The organism is Bacillus sp. T-10(2022) (assembly GCF_056502895.1).
The window spans coordinates 3,689,095-3,708,589 of sequence record NZ_CP113518.1; the positions used below are offsets into that span (position 1 = coordinate 3,689,095).

The window sequence follows — 19,495 nt, forward strand, 5'->3', positions numbered from 1 at the left end:
AATTTGCGGGAACGGCAAATTTCAATCAATGACCCAATAAACTTACGACATTTTTCATTAAAGAAGGGGATAGGTACGCTTCAAATGCAGCAGCTGCAATCAAAAATAATCCCGACAAAATCAATGAGAAAATATACCGTGAAATTATCGGCTTCAGCGGTTCACGAACCTGCTTTAGGAAAATCCGGCTGATCATTTTCATCGATAGCGAGACGGCAAGAACGGTTATCACGATGAATATCGGGACGATGAATATATTTTGGGGCAAAATAGCGACAAACGATAATAAAAAACCGCTCCATCCCATTTGATTGACTAAAAAGCCGACTGTGAATCCAACAACCATCCCTTTTATAAATAACAAAACCAGGATGACTGGCAAACCGATGACCGATATTCCGAGAATCCAGATGACCCCGATATATTTTATATTATGCATAATACTTTGGCTGAACATATCATGCGAAGAGGCAAATTCACCTTTGGATACTTGTCCGAAAAACTGCGATAAATAATAGAACAAGTCTTCCTTTTGGGTAAAGCTCAAACTATTCACCAATATTGCCCCAAAAATGACACCCATCAAAAAAAGCACAGTGATAAAGACATATAATGAGGAATGTTCGTTAATATGTTTCATTACGGCATTTTGTACGACAGATTTTTTTTTCATCTTTCATCCTCCCAACTCCGCTTACTAGAATCTATGTTTTCACTCTCTCATTTATGCTAAGAAAACTTTCTCCATTAACCGAACACCTTGAGCTCAATACATGTTATAATTTTCCATATTAACGATATGGAGGCAGGATATGAAAGCTATATTAATGGATTTTCCTGAAAAAATTGAAACCCCACGATTATATCTAAGGCCCTGTCAGCCTGGCGATGGCCTGGACGTTCACGAGGCCATTGTCCATTCCAAACCTGAATTGAAACAATGGCTGCCGTTTGCCCATCAAGATGTTTCTTTGGAAACTACTGAACAGAATGTCCTTAAGTCCTTTTCGGATTTCATTTTAAAAGAGGATATCAGACTCCATGTTTATAGGAAAGAAGACGATCAATTCATCGGCTCCACCGGTCTGCACCGAATTAACTGGGATATCCCTAAATTCGAAATTGGCTATTGGATTGATACGAGATACAGTAAACAAGGCTACATAACGGAGGCGGTAGAAAAGTTAACCAAATTCGCCTTTTACCATTATGGCGCAAAGCGGGTCGAGATCCGCTGTGATCCTAATAATATCGCCAGCAAACGGATTCCCGAAAAGCTGGGGTATACCCTTGAAGGAATTTTGCGTAATGACTGCCTTAGTGCAGATGGCAAGGAAGCGCGGGACACCTCCATTTATGCAAAAACAACAAACTAAAAAAACCCTGACAGATCTCCATCTGTCAGGGTTTTTTTTCAGGTTAATTCCTTTTTGACCTTTCCGTACTTTCCTCCGCCCCCCACTTCAAAAGATAGCGTCCCTTTTCTGGCAGAATCGATGTAGCCCGCCAATTTTTCAGGAACGATTTCCTTGAGCTGTTCAAGCGTAACTTCATGTAGGATATTCATCTCTGTTCCAAATGCCACCAGCAGTTTCTCCATGGATTTAGGACCGAGTCCCGGGATGAAATCAAGTGGTACTTGATGGATATACGGCGGCCTTTCCCTACCATTTCTTCCGTCCATCCCGGAATTGGAGAGCTCTTCAATCCTGGACGATACCCCTTTTATAATGGATTTATTACCGCATTCTGGACATTGTTCACTATCCCTCAATACCTGATGTAAACACCCTGAACATACGGTTTGATGATACTTTCCCAATAAGGGGTTCAATCCATAATTAACGGTCACCTTACGAGTCCCTTTTTCTTTAAGGGCTTTTGCCAGCTCATTGAAACTTGGTTCTTTGAGCAGGACTTTTTGATATTCACGAGCGATTTTCCCAAGCGAATGCGCATCGGAATTTGTTACGAATACATAGGAGTCCAACTCCTCTATATCCTTGACCATTTCTGTATCAGAACTTAAACCAAGTTCGATGGCATCAATTAGCTTCGGATCGAATACTTCAGTCAGACTGGATCGCACCCCTTTTCCATATAAGCTTTTAAATGGGGTGAAAACATGTGCCGGGATAAACAGGCCGCCCAGTGATTTCACGATCCTTTGCAGCGTTCTTCCATCACAATAAATCCTTTGGGAGCTCAAGGTGATATTTTTAACATGTCCGCTCATCCATGATGAGAATTCCTTCATCGCTTTTATAGTGGGAAAATAAGCGAGGACATGGATCGGTCCACTACAATTCTGATCATAAATTTCAATCTCCGAGCCTGGAATGATGGTTGTATTCTTGTATTGAAGTCCGCCTTCAATCTTTTCCGTGATTTCACCGTCCAGCATCCCCGCTTCAATTTCTTCGATAATTTCAGGAGAATGGCAATCGATTATCCCAATTAGATCAAGGCCCTTCCTTTCACTTGCCACTTGCAGCACATTACTGAAGGTTAACGTTTTAGCTCCTGTTATTTTCACGGCCCTTCCGCTTCTCGTTCTGCCTATATGGATATGAAGGTCAGCGTAAAACTCTTTCATTTACGATTTCATCGCCTTTTTCAACTGCAGATACTGAACTGCATATGCCGTTTTGGCATCTTTGATCTTCCCTTCATCCATATAAGTTTGAGCTTCCTCCAGCGTGAGTTCAATCATCTCGACGAATTCATCTTCATCCAGCGGGGCCGCATTTTCTTTCTTTTTCAAATTGTGGGCCACATATAGGTGGACCAATTCATCGGCGAAACCTGGGGACGTATAGAAGGATATGATGTGCTCCATTTTTTCACATTCATAACCTGTCTCCTCTTCCAGCTCCCGTTTAGCCGACAGAACCGGTTCTTCGCCTTTTTCCAGCTTTCCTGCAGGAATTTCCACCAAGCTTCTCTCCAGCGCTTTACGGTACTGTTCAACCATGATGATTTTATTTTCTGCCGTGAGAGCTATGATGGCAACCGCTCCCGGATGCTTGATTATTTCACGTTTACCCGTTTTCCCATCAGGAAGCTCTACATCATCCACTTGCAGGCTGATTACCTTTCCTGTGAAGATTTTTTCCGAAGACAGCGTTTTTTCTTCAAATTTTTTCATCCTGACCACTCCTCTGTTCTAATTGCAGCATGATTCCTCATACATTTTACCATAATAGAGATGGAGGGCGATTTAATGAAAGTTTACGTACTGGAAAAAAGCGTTACTTTATCCGGAAAGAGTTGGGAAATCCTTCAAAAACTAAAACAATTGCAAAATCAATATGTCTATATCAATGATTGGATAGCCGACATACACGATCAGGTGCCGTCCACTCCTTTAAAACGGATCAAGTGAATTCTTTGAGTGAAATGGATTTCTCCTTTACAATGAATGTAAAGGGAGTGGATAACATGAAAAAACGCAGACTAGGAAATTCAGACTTGCTAGTTTCTGAAATCGGGCTCGGGTGCATGTCATTGGGGACTGTTGAAAATCAGGCATCCGAAATCATACAGGCCGCTTTAGATGAAGGAATCAATTATTTTGATACTGCTGACTTATATGATTTCGGCATGAATGAAGAAATCGTCGGAAAGAATTTAAAATCGGTCCGCGATAAGGTATACATAGCCACCAAGGTCGGAAACCGCTGGAATGAAAATAAAGATTCCTGGAGCTGGGATCCATCTCGCGCTCATATTAAAACGGCAGTAAAAGATAGCTTAAAGCGATTGGGGACTGATTATATTGATCTTTATCAGTTACATGGCGGCACCATTTCAGACAATATCGAAGAAACGGTAGAAGCATTTGAAGATTTGAAAAAAGAAGGCTATATCCGATATTATGGAATTTCCTCGATTCGTCCGAATGTAATCAAGGAATTCACTGAAAAGTCTGAGCTTGATTCCGTGATGATGCAGTTTAATCTACTCGACCGCCGCCCAGAAGAGTGGATGTCCCTTTTGGCCAACAAACAGATCAGCATTATCGCCCGTGGCCCGCTTGCCAAAGGGCTGCTCAGTGAAAAAATGCTTGAAAAGGCAAATGAGGATGGATACCTTGACTATGGCTATCACGAACTTAAAAATTTGCTTCCGCAAATAAAGGACAAACTTTCCGATAGGAATTTGAATGAAACGGCACTTCAATATGTATTGTCCCATCCAAGCGTCGCTACCGTTATTCCAGGAGCAAGCTCAGTACAGCAGCTTCGTGAGAACTGCCAGGCCGCTAACAGTCCTTCACTGTCCAAAACCGAGTTGGATATCTTAAAGCAGTTGACCAAAGCGAACAAATATGAAAGTCACCGGGATTAAAAAGAATAGAACTAAACTAAATGTTTCAAATAAATTAGCTGCACTATTTCCGTTTAACCAACGGGATAGGCAGCCTTTTTCCGTTCCAACGTTTTTTTCGCCATACTGCTTCTGTACCGCCTTCAAGTTTCCCATCATTTTAATCCCTTTCCAAACCAATTTTATTTCATACCAATTGAAATTTTTCATTGGACAATATAAAATAAGTGTTATACAATTCAATTGTGCACAATTAAAATAAGAAGGTAAGGGAGAAAAAATGATGACAAAAACATTATTTACAACGTCTGTAACAGTTGATGGCGGAAGAGAAGGAACGGCTATTTCTGCTGACGGCAACTTCACGGTTGATATTGCGATGCCTGGAACACCAAGGGCTAAACAGATGCCTGAAGCATCTAATCCGGAACAGCTTTTTGCAGCTGGATATGCTGCATGTTTTGATAGTGCTTTGCAATCAGTTGGTAAAATTGAGCGCGTTTCCTTCGATTCCAAAGTCACCGCAAGCGTCAGCCTATTGATGGGTGAGATGCATCAGTACAGCTTGGCTGTAACTTTGGCTGTGAAGGGATCCGGGGTCGATAAGGAGACATTCAAAACCCTTGTTCATAAAGCACATCAAATGTGTCCTTATTCAAAAGCAATCAACGGCAATGTGGACGTCGCCTTTGAAATAGATGTAGATTAAATCCGACAAAAAGACGCTTGGGGAACCCCAAGCGTTTTTCTTTGCTAAAATTGCTGTAAAGTTTTCAGTAGTTGGATCAGGGAAACTTTTAAATCCTCAACCACCTTCTTATCATCACCCGACATAGCCGAAATGCGATCGGGAATGAAGCAGGCCTCTTCCTGTAAACCAAGTCCCTTTTCCGTCAACTTAATCATGACAGACCGTTCATCTTCAGTCGAACGTTCACGGACAATCAAGCCATTCTGCTCCATTCGTTTCAACATGGGGGTAAGCGTTCCTGAGTCGAGGGCAAGGAGCTCCCCTAGTTTTTTTACTGTAAGTGTATCCTGTTCCCATAATAGAAGAAGGACCAGATATTGAGGATATGTCACTTCGAGTTTATCAAGCAGCGGTTTATATTTCTTCGTCATTTCCCTTGAACTTGCATAAAGCAGGAAACATAATTGGTCTTCCAGCACTTTTTCTATTTTACTTTGCATCATATCACCAGCTAATAGTAGTCCATCCGATATGAAATCATATCGAACTTATCTTTAATATAATCGTTATACTTTATAAAATAAAGAAGTATCATCAAGGAATGGTTTTCCTGAACAGAAAAAGGGAGCCAGCCCACTTAAAACTTAAACTGCTCCCTGTCCTTCATTTATAGTTCTTCCAGTTCAGATTGCTTTCACCCAATAGTTCTTCAAATGATTTATTCTTCTCCCGCCGCTTTCTTTCTTCGCGTTTCTTTTCTTCTTCCGCTGCCCTTTTTTCTTGTTCAGCCTCATTAAGTTCCTTTTGCTTTTGACGAAGCTGGGACATGATATCTTGATTGATCATATCACCAAGTTTCAATGAAGATGAATCTTTATCTTGGTTTTTGCTTTGATTTTGATGTCGCGGCTGTTTCTTTTTCATCCTTAAAACCTCCTGGCCATTTATGAAATTATTATATCACGACTGCCGTTTTCCTCGTGATGGTTTTCAAACAGTGTTTTCCCATTTCCCACATGGTAAAATAAAGAAAATCAATCGAGGAGGACCTTTCATGAAAAAATGGTGGTTTACACTCGCCGGAATCCTATCGTATATCATCGGCGTCGGCATTTATTTTTCCAATCGGATCATGTACATGAAAAAGAAGGAAGATGATTTTATCCAGAATCGTGAAATCATGGCTAAACGCCTGATCACGGAGGATTTTGATAATCTGCCTAAAACGGAAATTTGGGTATCGTCACCATCCGGATATTCCTTGAAATGCTTGTTTATCGAACCGCATGACACCAATAAGTGGGTGATCATTTCTCATGGTGTGACGGAAAACAAAGTCAATTCGATTAAGTACATGAATATTTTTCTTAAGCGGGGCTTCAATGCGATCATTTATGACCACCGCCGGCATGGGGATTCCGGTGGCAAGACGAGCAGTTACGGACATTATGAAAAATTCGACCTGAAGGCCGTAATCGATGAATTGAAAAGACGTAAAGGTCCCGACCTTCATATTGGCATTCATGGTGAATCCATGGGGGCCGTAACCCTGCTTTTATATGCCGGAATGCTTGAAGATGGTGCTGATTTTTACATTGCCGACTGTCCATTTTCAAATTTCGAGGATCAAATCAAACACCAGCTCAAGCATGAAGTCCCATTTCCTTCCTGGACCGTGTTTCCGCTTGGGCGTACGTTCATCAAACTCCGTGACGGATATTGGACCAATGAAGTGTCCCCAATCGATTATATAAAAAATATCCGAAACCCGGTACTCTTCATCCATAGTGAAAATGACAGTTTCATTCCCGCTTCCATGACAGCGGAATTATATGCAGCAAAAGAGGGCCCAAAGCAGCTTTACATCGCTAAAAAAGGGGCCCACGCTCAATCTTATAATGAAAATCCAAAAGAATATGAAGATCAAATCGATCAGTTTCTAAAACTTGTTTGAGAAGAAAAAAGAGGGTATCCAAGATCCCCTCTTTGCTTTTAATCAGATTTTATTAAAAAAGCTCATCCTCGGATTCAAGATTTGATTCGGACTTTTTAATTGAAAGCTGTTCGCTTCCGGAACAAAGTCTATTTTCATGACTTCATCAAGAAAAATCATTTTTGATTTCTCCACATATAGCGGAATCCCGTTTGTTTCCACTTTTTCGGTACCTTCTTCAGGTTCGTTGACCCACCATAGCGCGGTCACACCGCTTACCACGCAGCCACAGCCATCAGTATCATATTTCAACTGTAAATATCCTTCTTGTCCCTGTACCTTATCGGCCATTTTCTCAGCCGCTGTTTCCGTCCATTCAATATACATGATTGCACGCCTCCCGATGTCTTTCCTTTCCCCCATTATAAACGATAAAAACGCTTCTGTTAAAGAAACTGCCTTCCTTTGCAAGCTTCAGCCGACACGAAAGTCACTTTCTTCATTGACCGTGCTAACAAATGCCGATTCTCTTACGCTCCCGTGATCCCTTTCATCACGATGCCGTTTTGAAAGGCTGTCCCTTGGGAACAGCCCTTCCGCTCATCATTCCATTATTCTTACATCCGCTATATCGGAAAGCCTGATATAGTGAGCCTGCTGAAACCGATCGACGATATGAAGCTTTTGGGTCAGCTCATTATAATAATGGATCCTGCCGATTAACAGCTGATACCGGTTTCCTTCATAATGAGCAATCGTGACATCCTTTCTTTCCTCCATCGCTTCCCCCATTACCGCATTCATTTCTTCCAGTTGCTGCTCATCCAGGATGCGCTTCGTTTCATAGCCATCCTCCACCACCCAATCCCGAAGCATCTTCACATGCTCCGGCAACATCATCGATGTCCATTTGATACGGCCGCGATCACGTATCATTCTTTTCCCTCCCTTCAAAGCCAACCTTACGCCTTATGCCCACCAAGCAGCTTGCTTCGGTAAACGGCTGTACCCGCTTCTGTATACGAAACGGCACGCAATAACGATTTGGCTCCATATTTATGGCGGATTCGATCAACCGTGTAACTCAATTCCCGCTTCTTCCAGCGCGAAGCATCAAATAAAGTTAGCTGCATTTCGTTGTCATCCACAATATTCGAGAGCCTGACCTCTATGCTCCGAACCGTTTTTTGCTTATAGTTCTCATGAAAAAGCTCCAGGCAAACTTTATATAACTCCATCGTAATGTTGGTCGGTTCGCTAATCGAACGCGAACGATGGAAACCTCCGCCGAACTCATCCTTGCTGTAACCAATGCTGAGGCTCACCGTCCTTCCTGCCTTGCGATGGGTGCGTGCCCTTCTTCCAACTTCTTCGCAAATTTCCAGCATGACCTGCTTTACCTCATGCTCCTCCTTATAATCCCGCAGCAGGATTTGACTTTTGCCGAAGCTGACCTGCCCTTCGATGATCGCTGCCCCCATATCAGATAAATCTATTCCCCACGCATGGTGGTAAAGCTGATTGCCCATAATTCCAAACTTTGCTTCAAGTAATTCAAGATCATAATTGGCAAGCTGCCCAACCGTAAATATCCCCATTCCATGAAGGGTTTTTTCTACGCGCCTGCCGATCCCCCACATTTCACGAAGCGGTGAAATCGGCCAAAGTTTGCTTGGCACATCCTCATACTTCCATTCTGCAATCCCTTTATGTTTGGCTTCCAAATCAAGGCAAAGTTTTGCCATAAGCATGTTCGGTCCAATTCCAATGGCACAGGGGAGCTGTAATTCCCGTTCGATTTCATCTTTTATCTTTTCAGCTATCATCCGGGCATCTCCCCATAAAGAAGCGGCACCATCGACTTTCACAAAACTTTCGTCCACACTATATACGTGAATCGCTTCTTTGGGCACATAACGGTTGAACAAGCGGGTTATTTCCGTCGAGACCCTTAAATAGGTCGCCATTTTAGGTTCAACGACCACAATCCTTGGATCATTCGGGATCTCAAACATCCGCGAACCTGTCTTGATGCCAAATTCCTTCTTCATCTTTGGAGAAGCCGCAAGCACAATGCTCCCTGTCCTCTTCAAATCACCAACCACCGCCAGATAACAATCAAGCGGGTCCAGACCAAGCATGACCGCTGAACAACTTGCATAAAAACTTTTCATATCGATACACATAATTGATTGTTTCGGCATCGTCCCATAATCCATCGTTTCTTCACCCTAACAAGAATATACGTTCGCTTTTATTATATTCATAACTTTAACCGAATATACGTTCTTATTCAATGGAAGTTTTCATACAAATTTCTACTTTTTATTGTAATTTCCTCGAAAAATATAATAGATACTAAAAATGGGTAAAATGACAAATTTAAACTGCATATCCAAATAGTTTTTTTAAAAAGAATCATTTAGTAGCTTGAATAATTTTTAATGGATCCTTATGCTTAGTTTTTTTAATTTTTTTACCCTTTTCAACAGACTTTCGTCTATTTAAACTTAAGTCTTATTACTCATTTTTTGTAATGTAAATGTAACCAAAATTATGTCTAATTGTCATAATGGTATTGTAGGATAATATTGTTAACAATACTAGAGAGATAGATAGAGAGGAAATGAAAATTATGAAGAAATGGATCGCTTCAGCTGCTGTTGCATCTGCCATGATGCTAACCCCACTGCAAGCCTTTGCAAATATTGGAGACCAAACCCTCAGACCCGGAATGACACATAGCGATGTCAAACAACTACAACAACTTTTAAAAACCAAAGGTTATTTCACATATTCAGGTTCACTGACTACATATTACGGCACCTATTCTGTATCAGCAGTGAAAAAATTCCAAAAAGCCAAAGGGTTAACTGCCGATGGTATTGCCGGCCGTGGCACATTTAATGCGCTTGGTGTTTATAATGTCAATAATACAAGCTTGATCAGCTATGCAAAAACCTTAATAGGCAAGCCCTACAAATGGGGCGGGACAACACCAACTGGATTTGACTGCTCAGGCTTCGTCTATTACGTATTCCAGAAATCACAAGGAATCACCTTACCGCGTACAACATCCTTGCTTTATTCCAATACAGGTTTAAAAGTATCTTCACCAGCTAAGGGTGACCTTGTATTCTTTGATACTTCTTCTGGAAGAACAGGAGTATCCCATGTTGGTATCTATATCGGAAATGGTCAATTCATCAGTGCTACGTCTTCTAAAGGAATAACCATCACGGATATGGATAATTCTTATTGGAAACCAAAATATTTAGGTGCGAAAACTTTATAAAATCCAGGACAAACAACCGGAAAGAATTCAAAGTGATTCAGTCCGGTTGTTTTATTTTATATATAATATTTCATCCGTTACATCCTCTACTGTCACCATGAATGAAGAGTCCAAGTTGGAACGGTTCATCATTTCGATATTATAAACATGCTCTGAGGGTAAATGGACGACTTCGAGAACCATGAATCGCTGACTTTCCGCTTTGCTGACATGATCGAGGGCAGCAGTGACCGCCCTTTGTTCGGCCAAGCTTTTTTCATCCGTCAAAACCAGAATCAGTTCCGCTTCCGCTTTCCCAGGAAATGATTTCCTCACCCCGCCACGGTGCCATGGTTTCACTTTCATCCCGATTTCCAGGTCGGAATAATCGAGGGCATTACCATGTTGATCTTGAATGGATGTATCATTGGTCACCTTATAATACGTCTCTTTAATCAAAATCCTTTTATCGTCAAGATCCGTAATGAAACCTTCTTCCCCCTTATCGATGGCTTCATCCATGTTCCAATCAGGGGATTGACAGCTACCCAGAATAAAGGCAACGAAAATGGATATATAAAGGTTTACAATCCTCTTCATACAAATCCCTCCTACTAGAAATAGACGGATTCCCCATGAAATAGTTACCAATTCATATGAAAACTTCGTTATTTTTCAAAAAAGGGGGAATGTCATCGACATTCCCCTTTAGACCATCTTTCGCCTTGTCCGGCAGCGAAAGTCTAGCTTACTTTTTAAAAAATGCTTTTTTTCCTAATGTTTCAGTGATCTTTGGAAACATGTTATACCATTTCCCAGCTAAATTCATCCAGCCAGGGAGATTGATTTCCCTCTTATTGGTCAGCATCGCCGCTACGATTTTAGCAGCGACATCTTCAGGCTTAAGCATGAATTTTTCAACATTCTTTAAGTATGTACCTGATTCATCCGCAATGTTAAAGAAATTCGTTTCTATGGGGCCAGGATTGACGGTGGTCACAAAAACATGATCTTCCATCAGCTCGAGCCGAAGTGCGTTTGAATAGCCAAGAACCGCGAACTTGGTCGAAGAGTACAATGTTGATTTAGGAGTGGCGATTTTACCGGCCTGTGAAGCGATATTGATGATATGTCCCGATTTTCTCTGCTTCATATACGGAAGAACCAGCTTTGTGCAGGCCATCAATCCAATGACGTTGACAGCAAACATTGCTTTCGTTTCATTTAATTCCGTATCCTGCGCTTCTTTAAACGTGCCGAAACCGGCATTGTTGACCAACACATCCACTTCACCTATTTGCGCATGGATGTCATTAAAAACATTTGTCACCTGATCAGTGTCTGCCACATCAAGCTTATAGGCATATACATCAATCCCATATTGGGAGATCAGTTCATTCCTTAGCTGTAGTAATTTATCCATGCTTCTGGCCAAGAGGACGAGACGGCCCTCCTGCTTTGCACTTTGAATGGCAACTTCCTTGCCAATCCCTCCGGAAGCTCCGGTAATAACAATAACTTTGCCTTGCAACTTATTCAAAAAAGTGAGCCTCCTTGCGAACATTAAGCGATTGAATACAGAATGACCCCAGATTGGATTTCTGTTTCGACTTCACCCAAGTCTTCTAAATAGTCCAGCTGACCGACCGTTTCCGAAAGTGTCAGGCCCACTTCCTGAAGGTATACTTTCGGAAACAGCTGCTGACATACTTCAAAGACCGATAAAGGCTTATCTTGAAGCATGCTTTTCACCTGCATGGCACGGTTATGCTGCCGCTCAAATCTATAGTGAATCAAGTCGGCAACCGCATCTCCATCCACTTCAGATCCATGTCCGGAGTAAACGGTGGATATGGAAAAATCCAATAATTTTTGAAGTGATGCATTATACTGCAGTAACGGACGAGGCCTCATGCCTCCGGGAAGTAAAGGAGGTTCCATTAATGGATTAGGTGAAATCTTGGCAAGCAAATGATCGCCAACGATCATGACCCCGTCACTTTCCCGGTAAAAGGATAAATGGCTTTGCGCATGCCCTGGAGTCTCGATCACTTTCCAGCCTGGAAGACCAGGGAGCTCATCTCCCTCAGCCAAATATCCATGCAGCTTCCGTTCACTAAGGAAACTGATTTCGTCACGGTTATGGATCAGTTTATTTTTCAGCTCTTCTGCCACTCCGAACTTAGTGGCATAATCAAGGAAAAAACGATTATGGGTTTCAAGGAATTCATCACTGATAGTCAGCCAGCGCTGATTGTTTTTGTGTCCATAAACCGGGATCTCTTTTTCAAAGAAATCGAGTGCACCAGCATGATCAGGATGATGATGGGTTAAAATGATTTGTTCGATATCAGTCAGTTTCAGACCCAAATCCCCAAGCCCATTAGTCAGGGCTTCCTTTGATCGTTTTGTTTTCACTCCAGTATCGATTAGCGTTAAAGCATCCCCTTTAACTACATAAACATTCACATCACCCACTGCAAACGGCGTGGGCAAAGAAATTTTTGCAATATTTCCATTCCAATTCGCCATAATCTTTTCCACCTTAGAAAATTATATTTATATAAATCTTTTTATACACTAAACAGGATTCTTAGTATACTTATCATGTATAATTACCATTTTACATGTATTTTTAATTACTGTCATTATTTTCACATAATTCATGTCTATTTTTTATCGTCCATGCATATATTATCATTGACAGAGTGCCAATATATCCTTCATAATCACAAGTAATTAAAGACGGCATGGCTTTGATTAAGGCCAAGTAAATTATTGATGGCGTAAAGAGAGTGAAGCTCGGAATGTGCTGAAAGGCTTCATCGCCCCCTCATTATTGAACCTACCTTATGAGCCTTCAGGAAAACCTGACGTAATTCCCGCGTTAGAGGATTCAAGTGCAGCTTTTCTGTTTATTTATTATGGGAAAGTTGAACAAAGGTGGTACCACGGAAGCTAGACCTTTCGTCCTTTATTGGATGAGGGGTCTTTTTGTTTTTCAAATACAGGCCGAAAACTTCAAAAGAAAAAGGAGCGGGAACTATGAAAAAAATCGCGTTTATCGGAGCTGGATCGATGGCAGAAGCAATCATTTCGGGGCTGGTGACCCAACAGGTAATTGAGCCAGCAAATATTTTTGTAACAAATAAATCAAATGATGATCGGTTCGATTATTTAAAGAACCAATATGGTGTAACTGCCACAAGATCGCTGCAGCTATTAGTACAGGATGCAAACCTTGTCGTACTGGCGGTGAAACCGAAAGATATTTTAGAAACGATGCAATCAATAAAAGAATATATTCGTGAAGAAATGCTGTTCATTTCCGTTGTTGCCGGGGTTCATACAACAAGCTTGGAAGGTATCGCCAACAAGCGGTTCTCGATCGTCCGTGCAATGCCTAATACATCGGCAGCTGTAGGAAAATCAGCAACGGCCCTTGCGGCTAACTGTCATACGAAAGAAGCACAATTACAAACGGCGATTACCCTTTTTGAAACGGTAGGTACAGTGGCAGTTGTCGACGAAACCCAGCTAGATGCGGTAACAGGCTTATCAGGCAGCGGTCCGGCTTATATTTATTACTTGGTCGAGGCATTGGAAAAATCAGCAGAAAAAATAGGTCTCGATTCCGAAACCGCTAAGCAATTGATTCTCCAGACACTGATGGGTGCAGCCGATATGTTACAGAAATCACCTAAAACGCCTGCTGTACTAAGAAAGGAAGTAACTTCACCAGGCGGAACGACAGAAGCAGGTCTGAAAGCACTTCAGGCTCATCAAGTGGAAGAAGCATTCATTGCCTGTGTACAAGAAGCGACTGAGCAATCGAAGCGAATGGGCAATCAAATAAGTAAAGAACTAGCCAAATATGTAGTTTCGCAGTAAGGTGCACGATGATGATCGGCTGTTGCCAGGCAACAGCCCTTTTTTTTCTAAGGGGTAGTCCTTCCGAAGTGTCCGTTACTTTATAATCAGCATATCATTTTCATCAAAACTCCAATCCTTCGAATAGGCAACCTCCCAATAGTAACCATCGGGGTCTGAAAAATATCCGCTGTACCCTCCCCAAAAAACATCCTGAGGTGATTTCTCGATTGTTCCCCCTGCCTTTTCAGCTTTGTTGATCATATCATCCACTTCTTCAATTGATTTAGCATTATAAGCAAGCGTAAGACCCGGGAAACCATTTTTCTTAGGCGGTTCTTTCTCATTGATGTCTTTTGCTAGCTCCTCTAAAGGATACAAAGCAAGTTTCGTTCCGGCATTATTAAAAAAAACGATTGCGGGTTCGTCCTCTTTAACCGTTGTATGAAATCCCAACCCGTCCCGGTAAAACCTTAATGATTCAGCAATATCCCTGACACCTAAAGTTATAATGTTGATCCTGTTCATACTAGTCCTCCTTTTTCCATGTTTTAAAGATAAATTCGACATCTGCATCACTTTTCCCTTTTTAGCTTGATTACCATCAGCCACGCCATCACAAATGCTTCTAAAAGTTCCTAACAACGCTACCATTTGCAAAAAGCAGTCCACGGGGAATTCCACCTTGGATAGCCCCTCATGCAAATTACGTAGGAATTCCACTTTCTTTGCCGAATGAATACATGTTTTGTCAACTGTAAAGGAATTTCCTCATACTTATCGAATTCAACAACCAAAAGGGGGAATCTCGATGAATACAAGTGCAGTTGCCCGGTTACTGAATGTTTCCCATAGTACGATTCAACGCTGGGTCACCCAATTGAACATGGAAGTAGAACGGAATCAGCTTGGCCACTACCAGTTTTCGGATGAAGACATTGCATTATTGAGAAAAATCCAAGATCAGCTGAACGAGGGCATCATTCTCCAAAAGGTCAGCATCTCAGAGAAGAAGCTTAGAAAAGCAACCATCCAGAAACACTCCGAACCGAATAAAGAAAATGATCAACTGCTAGAACGCATCATCCGGCTTGAAAATGGACTGAAAACAAAAGCGGACGATGTTGTATCCTACCAGCTTTTACAGCACAGAAGTGAAATGGAAGAAATGCACAAACTCGTTAAGAAGCTCGAAGCCCGTATCGAAGCGTTAGAAAAACCAATGGGTCAAAACTTTGATTATTTCCTCGCGGCTGAAGAAGCTGCTGCCACTAAAAAGACGAAGAAAAGGCCATTCATAAAAATGATTTTTGGAAACAGAAAGAACGATAGTTCATCATGGAGCACAGCCGACAGCGATTGACATCGATTTTCAAGATGCTCATGAGCACCCACGATAGCCATTTTTCTTAAGCAAAACATTTCTTCAGTAATAGGACCTGACCTTATTAATTACCCCAAAATAAAAAGGCCCTGACCCAAGATTAATCTACCTGGGTCGGGCCTTTTCATCATCTTAAATCAATACTGCACGGTCATTGAGCATTTTTTCGCCTTTGATGCGCTGGAATTCGTTAAGCAGTTTTTCGACGGTTAGCTTCTGCTTTTCAGCGCCTCTGGCTTCAAAAATGATTTGTCCCTTATCCATCATAATCAAGGAATTTCCAAGATCGATTGCCTGCTGCATATTATGAGTCACCATCAACGTCGTTAACTGGTTCTTTTCGACGATTTCCTTCGTCAGGTTTGTAACGAGCTCTGCCCGTGAAGGATCAAGTGCTGCTGTATGTTCATCAAGAAGCAGGATTTTAGGATCGGTGAAGGTCGCCATCAGCAATGATAGTGCCTGACGCTCCCCTCCTGACAATAATCCCACTTTTGCAGTCATCCGGTTTTCCAAGCCCAAATGTAGGGTGCCCAAACATTCTTTAAAAAGTTCTTTCCGTTTTTTTGTCACCCCAAAACCTAAACCTCTTCTATTGGTTCTGCCATAGGCAATTGCCATATTTTCTTCAATCGTCATATGCGGTGCCGTACCCAGCATGGGATCCTGAAAAACGCGGCCAATCATTTTTGCACGGGCATGTTCTTCAATGGCCGATACGTTTTCACCATCAATGATGACTTCACCGGCATCAGGGAGAATCTTACCGGAAATCATATTCATCAAAGTCGATTTACCTGCTCCATTACTTCCGATGACTGTTACAAATTCACCTTTTGTCATCTGCAGTTCCAGATTTCCAAGGGCTAGCTTTTCATCTGGTGTTCCCTCATTGAACACTTTATAAATCTGATTTAACCGAAGCATATTCTTCCCTCCCTTTCGGTAAAGTGCCATCATGACGCATCTGTATTTCTTTAAGCCGCCTTTTCTTCCGGGTTTTTTCCTTTTGTTTATCGGAAATTTTTGGAATGACAAGTGCCCCGACCACAATAAGTGCCGTAATTAATTTAACATCTCCTGTTTCAAGGAATTCAACGCGAAGTGCCAAGGTTACGACGATTCGGTAAATGATCGCCCCTCCAATGACCGCCAGCGTAGCACGTGCAATTGTTTTTGCACCAAATAGAGCCTCACCGATTATGACGGATGCCAATCCGATAACAATGATTCCAATCCCCATGCCTATATCGCTAAAACCGTTATATTGGGCAACCAAGGAGCCCGAAAAAGCCACAAGTGCATTTCCGATTGCAAGTCCAAGGATCTTCATGTTGCCGGTATGGGCGGAAAAACTCTTGACCATCGCTTCATTATCACCAGTCGCCCGTAAGGCAAGACCAATTTCCGTTTTTAAAAACGCTGACATTCCCGCCTGGATGACTACAGCCACAATCAGCATAACGATTAATATGGCCCACGTTTTTGGCAGACTGTCACCGAGACCCACGAATGATAAAAGACCATTCAAAAAATTGTCCAGCCCGGTGCCAGCCCAGGCATCCTGGATATTCGTGATAATGGTTGTTTGGGAAAGCAACGGAATGTTGGATGCACCCATGATCCGCAAATTGATCGAGTAAAGCGCAATCATCATTAAGATACCTGCCAAGAGAGGATTGATTTTCCCTTTCGTATGCAGGAACCCCGTTATCGTCCCAGCGATGAACCCTGCCACCATGGCACTCAACGTGGAAACGATCGGCGAGTAACCGTTAACGATCATAATCGCGGCAACAGAGGCCCCTGTCACAAAACTGCCTTCCACAGTCATATCCGGGAAGTCGAGAATCCTGAATGTTAAATAGACACCAAGTGCCATGATTGCATAAATCATTCCCGACTCAAAAGAGTTGAATAAGGCTGAGAACATTTTTTTCTTCCTTCCCCGAACAAAAGCAGAGTTTATTTTACAAACTCAGCATCTGCTTTCCATTCTTCTTTTATTTCAACACCCATATCTTTTGCTGCTTTTTCATTGATGACCAATTTCAGTTTTTGTGGATATTGAACCGGGATATCTCCTGGTTTTTTACCATCCTTGAGGATTTCAACCGCTTTCTGCCCCGCTTCATAACCAATATCATAGTAACTGAAGCCATATGCTGCAAAACCGCCAGCATTCACGGAATCAAGCTCGCCGACAAACAATGGGATATCTTGATCATTTGCCACGGAAATGACCGATTCCAGTGCCGAGACAACTGTATTATCAGTAATGATATAGAAAGCATCCGCTTTTCCGATTAATGATTCCGTTGCCTGTTTAACATCCGCTGAAGTCGAGACGGATGCTTCCACGACTTTCAATCCAGCTTTTTTCGCTTCCGCCTTCACATTTTTTATTTGGACGACTGAATTTTGCTCCCCCGTGTTATAGACAGTTCCAATTGTCTTCGCCCCAAGCTCTTCCGCTAGGAATTTCATTGACTTTGCAATCGCTTCAGGATGGGAGTCCGTCGTACCCGTCACATTTCCGCCTGGTTTTTCCAAAGAAGTAACAAGCTCCCCCGCTACAGGATCGGTAACCGATGTAAAGACGATCGGGATATCCTTGGTCGCATTTAAAGCACTTAGAGCACTAGGAGTAGAATTCGCAAATATCAGATCCACTTTATCCCCAACGAAGTTATTGGCAATCGTCTGACTGTTGTTTTGGTCACCCTGTGCAATTTGAAGATCATATTTGGCATTGATGTCACTGTCCTTCAGTGCCGCCTGGAATCCTTCATATGCTTGATCCAGGGAATCATGCTGAACGATTTGCGTTACCCCAATGTTGAAGGTATCCTTTCCGCTTTCATCCTTTGCCGTATCTTTTTCCTTGTCATTTCCACACCCAGCCAATAATAAACCTGCGACCAATGTCATGGCTGCAGTTGAATATAATTTCTTTTTCATATTTTCCCCCCGCTTTTTCCTTATTTAAAATAATGTTTTTCTAACGACTCCAGCTTTTTTCGCTTTTATGTCCTAAATTATAATCGTTTAGTCCCAATTATTCCAATATATTTTTTAACTTTTTAGAATTTTTTGAGTTCTAAATATAAAACATGAAAAAAGCTGCTGTGAAAGGTATGGTAACTTTCACAGCAGCTTTTTGAAAAATCAGTGTTCGACGACCTGGCTGACAATTTCGGTAACTGTAGCACGATCAATTTTTTCTTTTCCTTCTTTTAGCGCTTTCAATGTGGCTTTTGCCAATTCCAAGGGTATTTTACAGAATTGGATGATTTCCTTCGTTTCAATCTCTTCTATGTACGCATCGGCCAAAGCAAGATTACGCTCGGTATGGGCAAGCATCTCGTCGAAACCCCAGCCATCCGGATAAAAGTTCACACCACGTTCTGCATCTTCCTCGCGGTTACGCAGGATATTGACCGTTTGGAGTCCACGGCCAAATGCGATGGCAAGTTCACGGTCGGTTTTGGTTCCATCGTACCAGTTCCACATATCGGACAGCATGACCCCCACTAAACCTGCAACATAATATGTGTAATCATCGAGTTCCTCTTCATTATGGATTTGCCAGTCCTTAGTAACCCATTTTGCCATGCCTTCGGCCATTTCCTTTGTCGACTCCAAGACTTTGGATTTTGCACCGGGAGGACAAAATTCAATCCAGTCCGAAAGAAACAGGGTCACCTCGGGCAGATCATCCTTATATGGTTCAAATAACGATTGAAGATCTTCTTCCCTGAAATCCGCATCAAGCTCACTAAGAGCCTGCAACAGGGAAACCTTACTATCTGCTGGAAGACCTGGGTGGTCCTCGATCTCATCGATGGCGCGCATGCAAAGGTATGCAGCTCCAATGGCCTCTTGTAATCCCTTTGGAAGATAGCTGATCGGAATGAAAAAAGTCCGGCTTGTTTTTAGGAGAAAATCCATTGCTTTAGTATGTAGGGCACTTTTGTCAGTCATATTTACACTCCTTTAAATATCCAATGAACA

24 protein-coding genes are annotated in these 19,495 nt (G+C 42.0%); 8 read left to right on the forward strand and 16 right to left on the reverse strand.

Features of this window, described 5'->3' with window-relative positions; genetic code table 11:
* Window positions 1–25 precede the first annotated feature (25 nt).
* Complete coding sequence (gene spoIIM / locus OSJ91_RS17970; protein WP_485890171.1) at window positions 26–673, reverse strand: stage II sporulation protein M; 648 nt, start codon at window positions 671–673, stop codon at window positions 26–28.
* Between the two features lie 139 nt (window positions 674–812).
* Between spoIIM and OSJ91_RS17975 the strand changes: the two genes are divergently transcribed.
* Complete coding sequence (locus tag OSJ91_RS17975; RefSeq protein WP_485890172.1) at window positions 813–1,376, forward strand: GNAT family N-acetyltransferase; 564 nt, start codon at window positions 813–815, stop codon at window positions 1,374–1,376.
* Window positions 1,377–1,414: 38 nt separating this feature from the next.
* Here the strand turns inward: OSJ91_RS17975 and OSJ91_RS17980 are convergent, their stop codons facing one another.
* Both OSJ91_RS17980 and OSJ91_RS17985 read right to left on the reverse strand, forming a co-directional pair.
* Entirely contained in the window at window positions 1,415–2,596 is a 1,182-nt protein-coding gene (locus tag OSJ91_RS17980; RefSeq protein WP_485890173.1) for an endonuclease Q family protein, read from the reverse strand.
* Window positions 2,597–3,148, reverse strand: a complete 552-nt coding sequence (locus OSJ91_RS17985) for an NUDIX hydrolase (RefSeq protein ID WP_230176979.1) — start codon at window positions 3,146–3,148, stop codon at window positions 2,597–2,599.
* Between the two features lie 75 nt (window positions 3,149–3,223).
* On the opposite strand from OSJ91_RS17985, the gene mciZ reads away from it, so the two are divergent.
* From mciZ to OSJ91_RS18000, 3 genes are all read left to right on the forward strand, one after another.
* Window positions 3,224–3,385 carry a Z-ring formation inhibitor MciZ gene (gene mciZ / locus OSJ91_RS17990; RefSeq protein WP_207439406.1) on the forward strand — a complete coding sequence of 54 codons (162 nt, stop codon included), beginning with the start codon at window positions 3,224–3,226 and terminating at the stop codon, window positions 3,383–3,385.
* Window positions 3,386–3,441: 56 nt separating this feature from the next.
* Window positions 3,442–4,350, forward strand: coding sequence for an aldo/keto reductase (locus OSJ91_RS17995; protein ID WP_485890174.1), 909 nt, complete (start codon window positions 3,442–3,444; stop codon window positions 4,348–4,350).
* 262 nt (window positions 4,351–4,612) lie between these two features.
* On the forward strand, window positions 4,613–5,038 hold the full coding sequence (locus OSJ91_RS18000) for an Ohr family peroxiredoxin (RefSeq protein ID WP_098373678.1): 426 nt from the start codon (window positions 4,613–4,615) through the stop codon (window positions 5,036–5,038).
* A 44-nt stretch (window positions 5,039–5,082) separates the two neighbouring features.
* On the opposite strand, the gene OSJ91_RS18005 is transcribed toward OSJ91_RS18000, so the two are convergent.
* Window positions 5,083–5,520, reverse strand: coding sequence for a MarR family winged helix-turn-helix transcriptional regulator (locus tag OSJ91_RS18005; RefSeq protein WP_350302908.1), 438 nt, complete (start codon window positions 5,518–5,520; stop codon window positions 5,083–5,085).
* 163 nt (window positions 5,521–5,683) lie between these two features.
* Complete coding sequence (locus tag OSJ91_RS18010; protein WP_413018792.1) at window positions 5,684–5,944, reverse strand: YqkE family protein; 261 nt, start codon at window positions 5,942–5,944, stop codon at window positions 5,684–5,686.
* A 130-nt stretch (window positions 5,945–6,074) separates the two neighbouring features.
* On the opposite strand from OSJ91_RS18010, the gene OSJ91_RS18015 reads away from it, so the two are divergent.
* On the forward strand, window positions 6,075–6,974 hold the full coding sequence (locus OSJ91_RS18015) for an alpha/beta hydrolase (protein WP_350299410.1): 900 nt from the start codon (window positions 6,075–6,077) through the stop codon (window positions 6,972–6,974).
* A gap of 42 nt (window positions 6,975–7,016) precedes the next feature.
* Here OSJ91_RS18015 and OSJ91_RS18020 read toward each other — a convergent pair whose 3' ends face one another.
* The 3 genes from OSJ91_RS18020 to OSJ91_RS18030 form a co-directional block, all read right to left on the reverse strand.
* Window positions 7,017–7,340 (reverse strand): iron-sulfur cluster biosynthesis family protein, encoded by a 324-nt coding sequence (locus OSJ91_RS18020; protein WP_350299411.1) that lies wholly within the window; start codon window positions 7,338–7,340, stop codon window positions 7,017–7,019.
* A gap of 216 nt (window positions 7,341–7,556) precedes the next feature.
* On the reverse strand, window positions 7,557–7,889 hold the full coding sequence (locus OSJ91_RS18025; protein ID WP_101222486.1) for a YolD-like family protein: 333 nt from the start codon (window positions 7,887–7,889) through the stop codon (window positions 7,557–7,559).
* A gap of 26 nt (window positions 7,890–7,915) precedes the next feature.
* On the reverse strand, window positions 7,916–9,172 hold the full coding sequence (locus OSJ91_RS18030; RefSeq protein ID WP_350299412.1) for a Y-family DNA polymerase: 1,257 nt from the start codon (window positions 9,170–9,172) through the stop codon (window positions 7,916–7,918).
* 416 nt (window positions 9,173–9,588) lie between these two features.
* Between OSJ91_RS18030 and OSJ91_RS18035 the strand changes: the two genes are divergently transcribed.
* Window positions 9,589–10,248 carry a C40 family peptidase gene (locus tag OSJ91_RS18035; protein WP_350299413.1) on the forward strand — a complete coding sequence of 220 codons (660 nt, stop codon included), beginning with the start codon at window positions 9,589–9,591 and terminating at the stop codon, window positions 10,246–10,248.
* Window positions 10,249–10,299: 51 nt separating this feature from the next.
* On the opposite strand, the gene OSJ91_RS18040 is transcribed toward OSJ91_RS18035, so the two are convergent.
* The 3 genes from OSJ91_RS18040 to OSJ91_RS18050 form a co-directional block, all read right to left on the reverse strand.
* Window positions 10,300–10,827 (reverse strand): DUF3221 domain-containing protein, encoded by a 528-nt coding sequence (locus OSJ91_RS18040; RefSeq protein WP_485890175.1) that lies wholly within the window; start codon window positions 10,825–10,827, stop codon window positions 10,300–10,302.
* A 148-nt stretch (window positions 10,828–10,975) separates the two neighbouring features.
* On the reverse strand, window positions 10,976–11,767 hold the full coding sequence (locus tag OSJ91_RS18045) for an SDR family NAD(P)-dependent oxidoreductase (protein WP_485890176.1): 792 nt from the start codon (window positions 11,765–11,767) through the stop codon (window positions 10,976–10,978).
* Between the two features lie 23 nt (window positions 11,768–11,790).
* Window positions 11,791–12,759 carry an MBL fold metallo-hydrolase gene (locus tag OSJ91_RS18050; RefSeq protein ID WP_485890177.1) on the reverse strand — a complete coding sequence of 323 codons (969 nt, stop codon included), beginning with the start codon at window positions 12,757–12,759 and terminating at the stop codon, window positions 11,791–11,793.
* A 513-nt stretch (window positions 12,760–13,272) separates the two neighbouring features.
* On the opposite strand from OSJ91_RS18050, the gene proC reads away from it, so the two are divergent.
* Window positions 13,273–14,118, forward strand: coding sequence for a pyrroline-5-carboxylate reductase (gene proC, locus OSJ91_RS18055; protein WP_133347699.1), 846 nt, complete (start codon window positions 13,273–13,275; stop codon window positions 14,116–14,118).
* Window positions 14,119–14,193: 75 nt separating this feature from the next.
* Here the strand turns inward: proC and OSJ91_RS18060 are convergent, their stop codons facing one another.
* Window positions 14,194–14,625, reverse strand: a complete 432-nt coding sequence (locus tag OSJ91_RS18060; protein WP_485890178.1) for a VOC family protein — start codon at window positions 14,623–14,625, stop codon at window positions 14,194–14,196.
* A 283-nt stretch (window positions 14,626–14,908) separates the two neighbouring features.
* Between OSJ91_RS18060 and OSJ91_RS18065 the strand changes: the two genes are divergently transcribed.
* Window positions 14,909–15,460, forward strand: coding sequence for a MerR family transcriptional regulator (locus OSJ91_RS18065; RefSeq protein ID WP_485890179.1), 552 nt, complete (start codon window positions 14,909–14,911; stop codon window positions 15,458–15,460).
* 153 nt (window positions 15,461–15,613) lie between these two features.
* Here OSJ91_RS18065 and OSJ91_RS18070 read toward each other — a convergent pair whose 3' ends face one another.
* From OSJ91_RS18070 to OSJ91_RS18085, 4 genes are all read right to left on the reverse strand, one after another.
* Window positions 15,614–16,408 carry an ABC transporter ATP-binding protein gene (locus OSJ91_RS18070; protein WP_239858464.1) on the reverse strand — a complete coding sequence of 265 codons (795 nt, stop codon included), beginning with the start codon at window positions 16,406–16,408 and terminating at the stop codon, window positions 15,614–15,616.
* Window positions 16,383–17,414 (reverse strand): ABC transporter permease, encoded by a 1,032-nt coding sequence (locus OSJ91_RS18075; RefSeq protein ID WP_485890180.1) that lies wholly within the window; start codon window positions 17,412–17,414, stop codon window positions 16,383–16,385. The genes OSJ91_RS18070 and OSJ91_RS18075 overlap by 26 nt, the downstream gene beginning before the upstream one ends.
* Before the next feature lie 32 nt (window positions 17,415–17,446).
* Window positions 17,447–18,442 (reverse strand): ABC transporter substrate-binding protein, encoded by a 996-nt coding sequence (locus OSJ91_RS18080; protein ID WP_101222497.1) that lies wholly within the window; start codon window positions 18,440–18,442, stop codon window positions 17,447–17,449.
* Window positions 18,443–18,649: 207 nt separating this feature from the next.
* Complete coding sequence (locus OSJ91_RS18085; protein WP_485890181.1) at window positions 18,650–19,465, reverse strand: squalene/phytoene synthase family protein; 816 nt, start codon at window positions 19,463–19,465, stop codon at window positions 18,650–18,652.
* Window positions 19,466–19,495 lie beyond the last annotated feature (30 nt).

Coding starts and splice junctions, on each gene's coding strand:
- OSJ91_RS17975 (WP_485890172.1), top strand. CDS start 813: ATGAAAGCTATATTAATGGATTTTCCTGAAAAAATTGAAACCCCACGA.
- OSJ91_RS18005 (WP_350302908.1), bottom strand. CDS start 5,520: ATGCAAAGTAAAATAGAAAAAGTGCTGGAAGACCAATTATGTTTCCTG.
- OSJ91_RS18040 (WP_485890175.1), bottom strand. CDS start 10,827: ATGAAGAGGATTGTAAACCTTTATATATCCATTTTCGTTGCCTTTATT.
- proC (WP_133347699.1), top strand. CDS start 13,273: ATGAAAAAAATCGCGTTTATCGGAGCTGGATCGATGGCAGAAGCAATC.
- OSJ91_RS18085 (WP_485890181.1), bottom strand. CDS start 19,465: ATGACTGACAAAAGTGCCCTACATACTAAAGCAATGGATTTTCTCCTA.
- OSJ91_RS18075 (WP_485890180.1), bottom strand. CDS start 17,414: ATGTTCTCAGCCTTATTCAACTCTTTTGAGTCGGGAATGATTTATGCA.
- spoIIM (WP_485890171.1), bottom strand. CDS start 673: ATGAAAAAAAAATCTGTCGTACAAAATGCCGTAATGAAACATATTAAC.
- OSJ91_RS18030 (WP_350299412.1), bottom strand. CDS start 9,172: ATGGATTATGGGACGATGCCGAAACAATCAATTATGTGTATCGATATG.
- OSJ91_RS18060 (WP_485890178.1), bottom strand. CDS start 14,625: ATGAACAGGATCAACATTATAACTTTAGGTGTCAGGGATATTGCTGAA.
- OSJ91_RS18065 (WP_485890179.1), top strand. CDS start 14,909: ATGAATACAAGTGCAGTTGCCCGGTTACTGAATGTTTCCCATAGTACG.
- mciZ (WP_207439406.1), top strand. CDS start 3,224: ATGAAAGTTTACGTACTGGAAAAAAGCGTTACTTTATCCGGAAAGAGT.
- OSJ91_RS18050 (WP_485890177.1), bottom strand. CDS start 12,759: ATGGCGAATTGGAATGGAAATATTGCAAAAATTTCTTTGCCCACGCCG.
- OSJ91_RS17980 (WP_485890173.1), bottom strand. CDS start 2,596: ATGAAAGAGTTTTACGCTGACCTTCATATCCATATAGGCAGAACGAGA.
- OSJ91_RS17995 (WP_485890174.1), top strand. CDS start 3,442: ATGAAAAAACGCAGACTAGGAAATTCAGACTTGCTAGTTTCTGAAATC.
- OSJ91_RS18015 (WP_350299410.1), top strand. CDS start 6,075: ATGAAAAAATGGTGGTTTACACTCGCCGGAATCCTATCGTATATCATC.
- OSJ91_RS18080 (WP_101222497.1), bottom strand. CDS start 18,442: ATGAAAAAGAAATTATATTCAACTGCAGCCATGACATTGGTCGCAGGT.
- OSJ91_RS18020 (WP_350299411.1), bottom strand. CDS start 7,340: ATGTATATTGAATGGACGGAAACAGCGGCTGAGAAAATGGCCGATAAG.
- OSJ91_RS18070 (WP_239858464.1), bottom strand. CDS start 16,408: ATGCTTCGGTTAAATCAGATTTATAAAGTGTTCAATGAGGGAACACCA.
- OSJ91_RS18010 (WP_413018792.1), bottom strand. CDS start 5,944: ATGAAAAAGAAACAGCCGCGACATCAAAATCAAAGCAAAAACCAAGAT.
- OSJ91_RS17985 (WP_230176979.1), bottom strand. CDS start 3,148: ATGAAAAAATTTGAAGAAAAAACGCTGTCTTCGGAAAAAATCTTCACA.
- OSJ91_RS18035 (WP_350299413.1), top strand. CDS start 9,589: ATGAAGAAATGGATCGCTTCAGCTGCTGTTGCATCTGCCATGATGCTA.
- OSJ91_RS18000 (WP_098373678.1), top strand. CDS start 4,613: ATGACAAAAACATTATTTACAACGTCTGTAACAGTTGATGGCGGAAGA.
- OSJ91_RS18025 (WP_101222486.1), bottom strand. CDS start 7,889: ATGATACGTGATCGCGGCCGTATCAAATGGACATCGATGATGTTGCCG.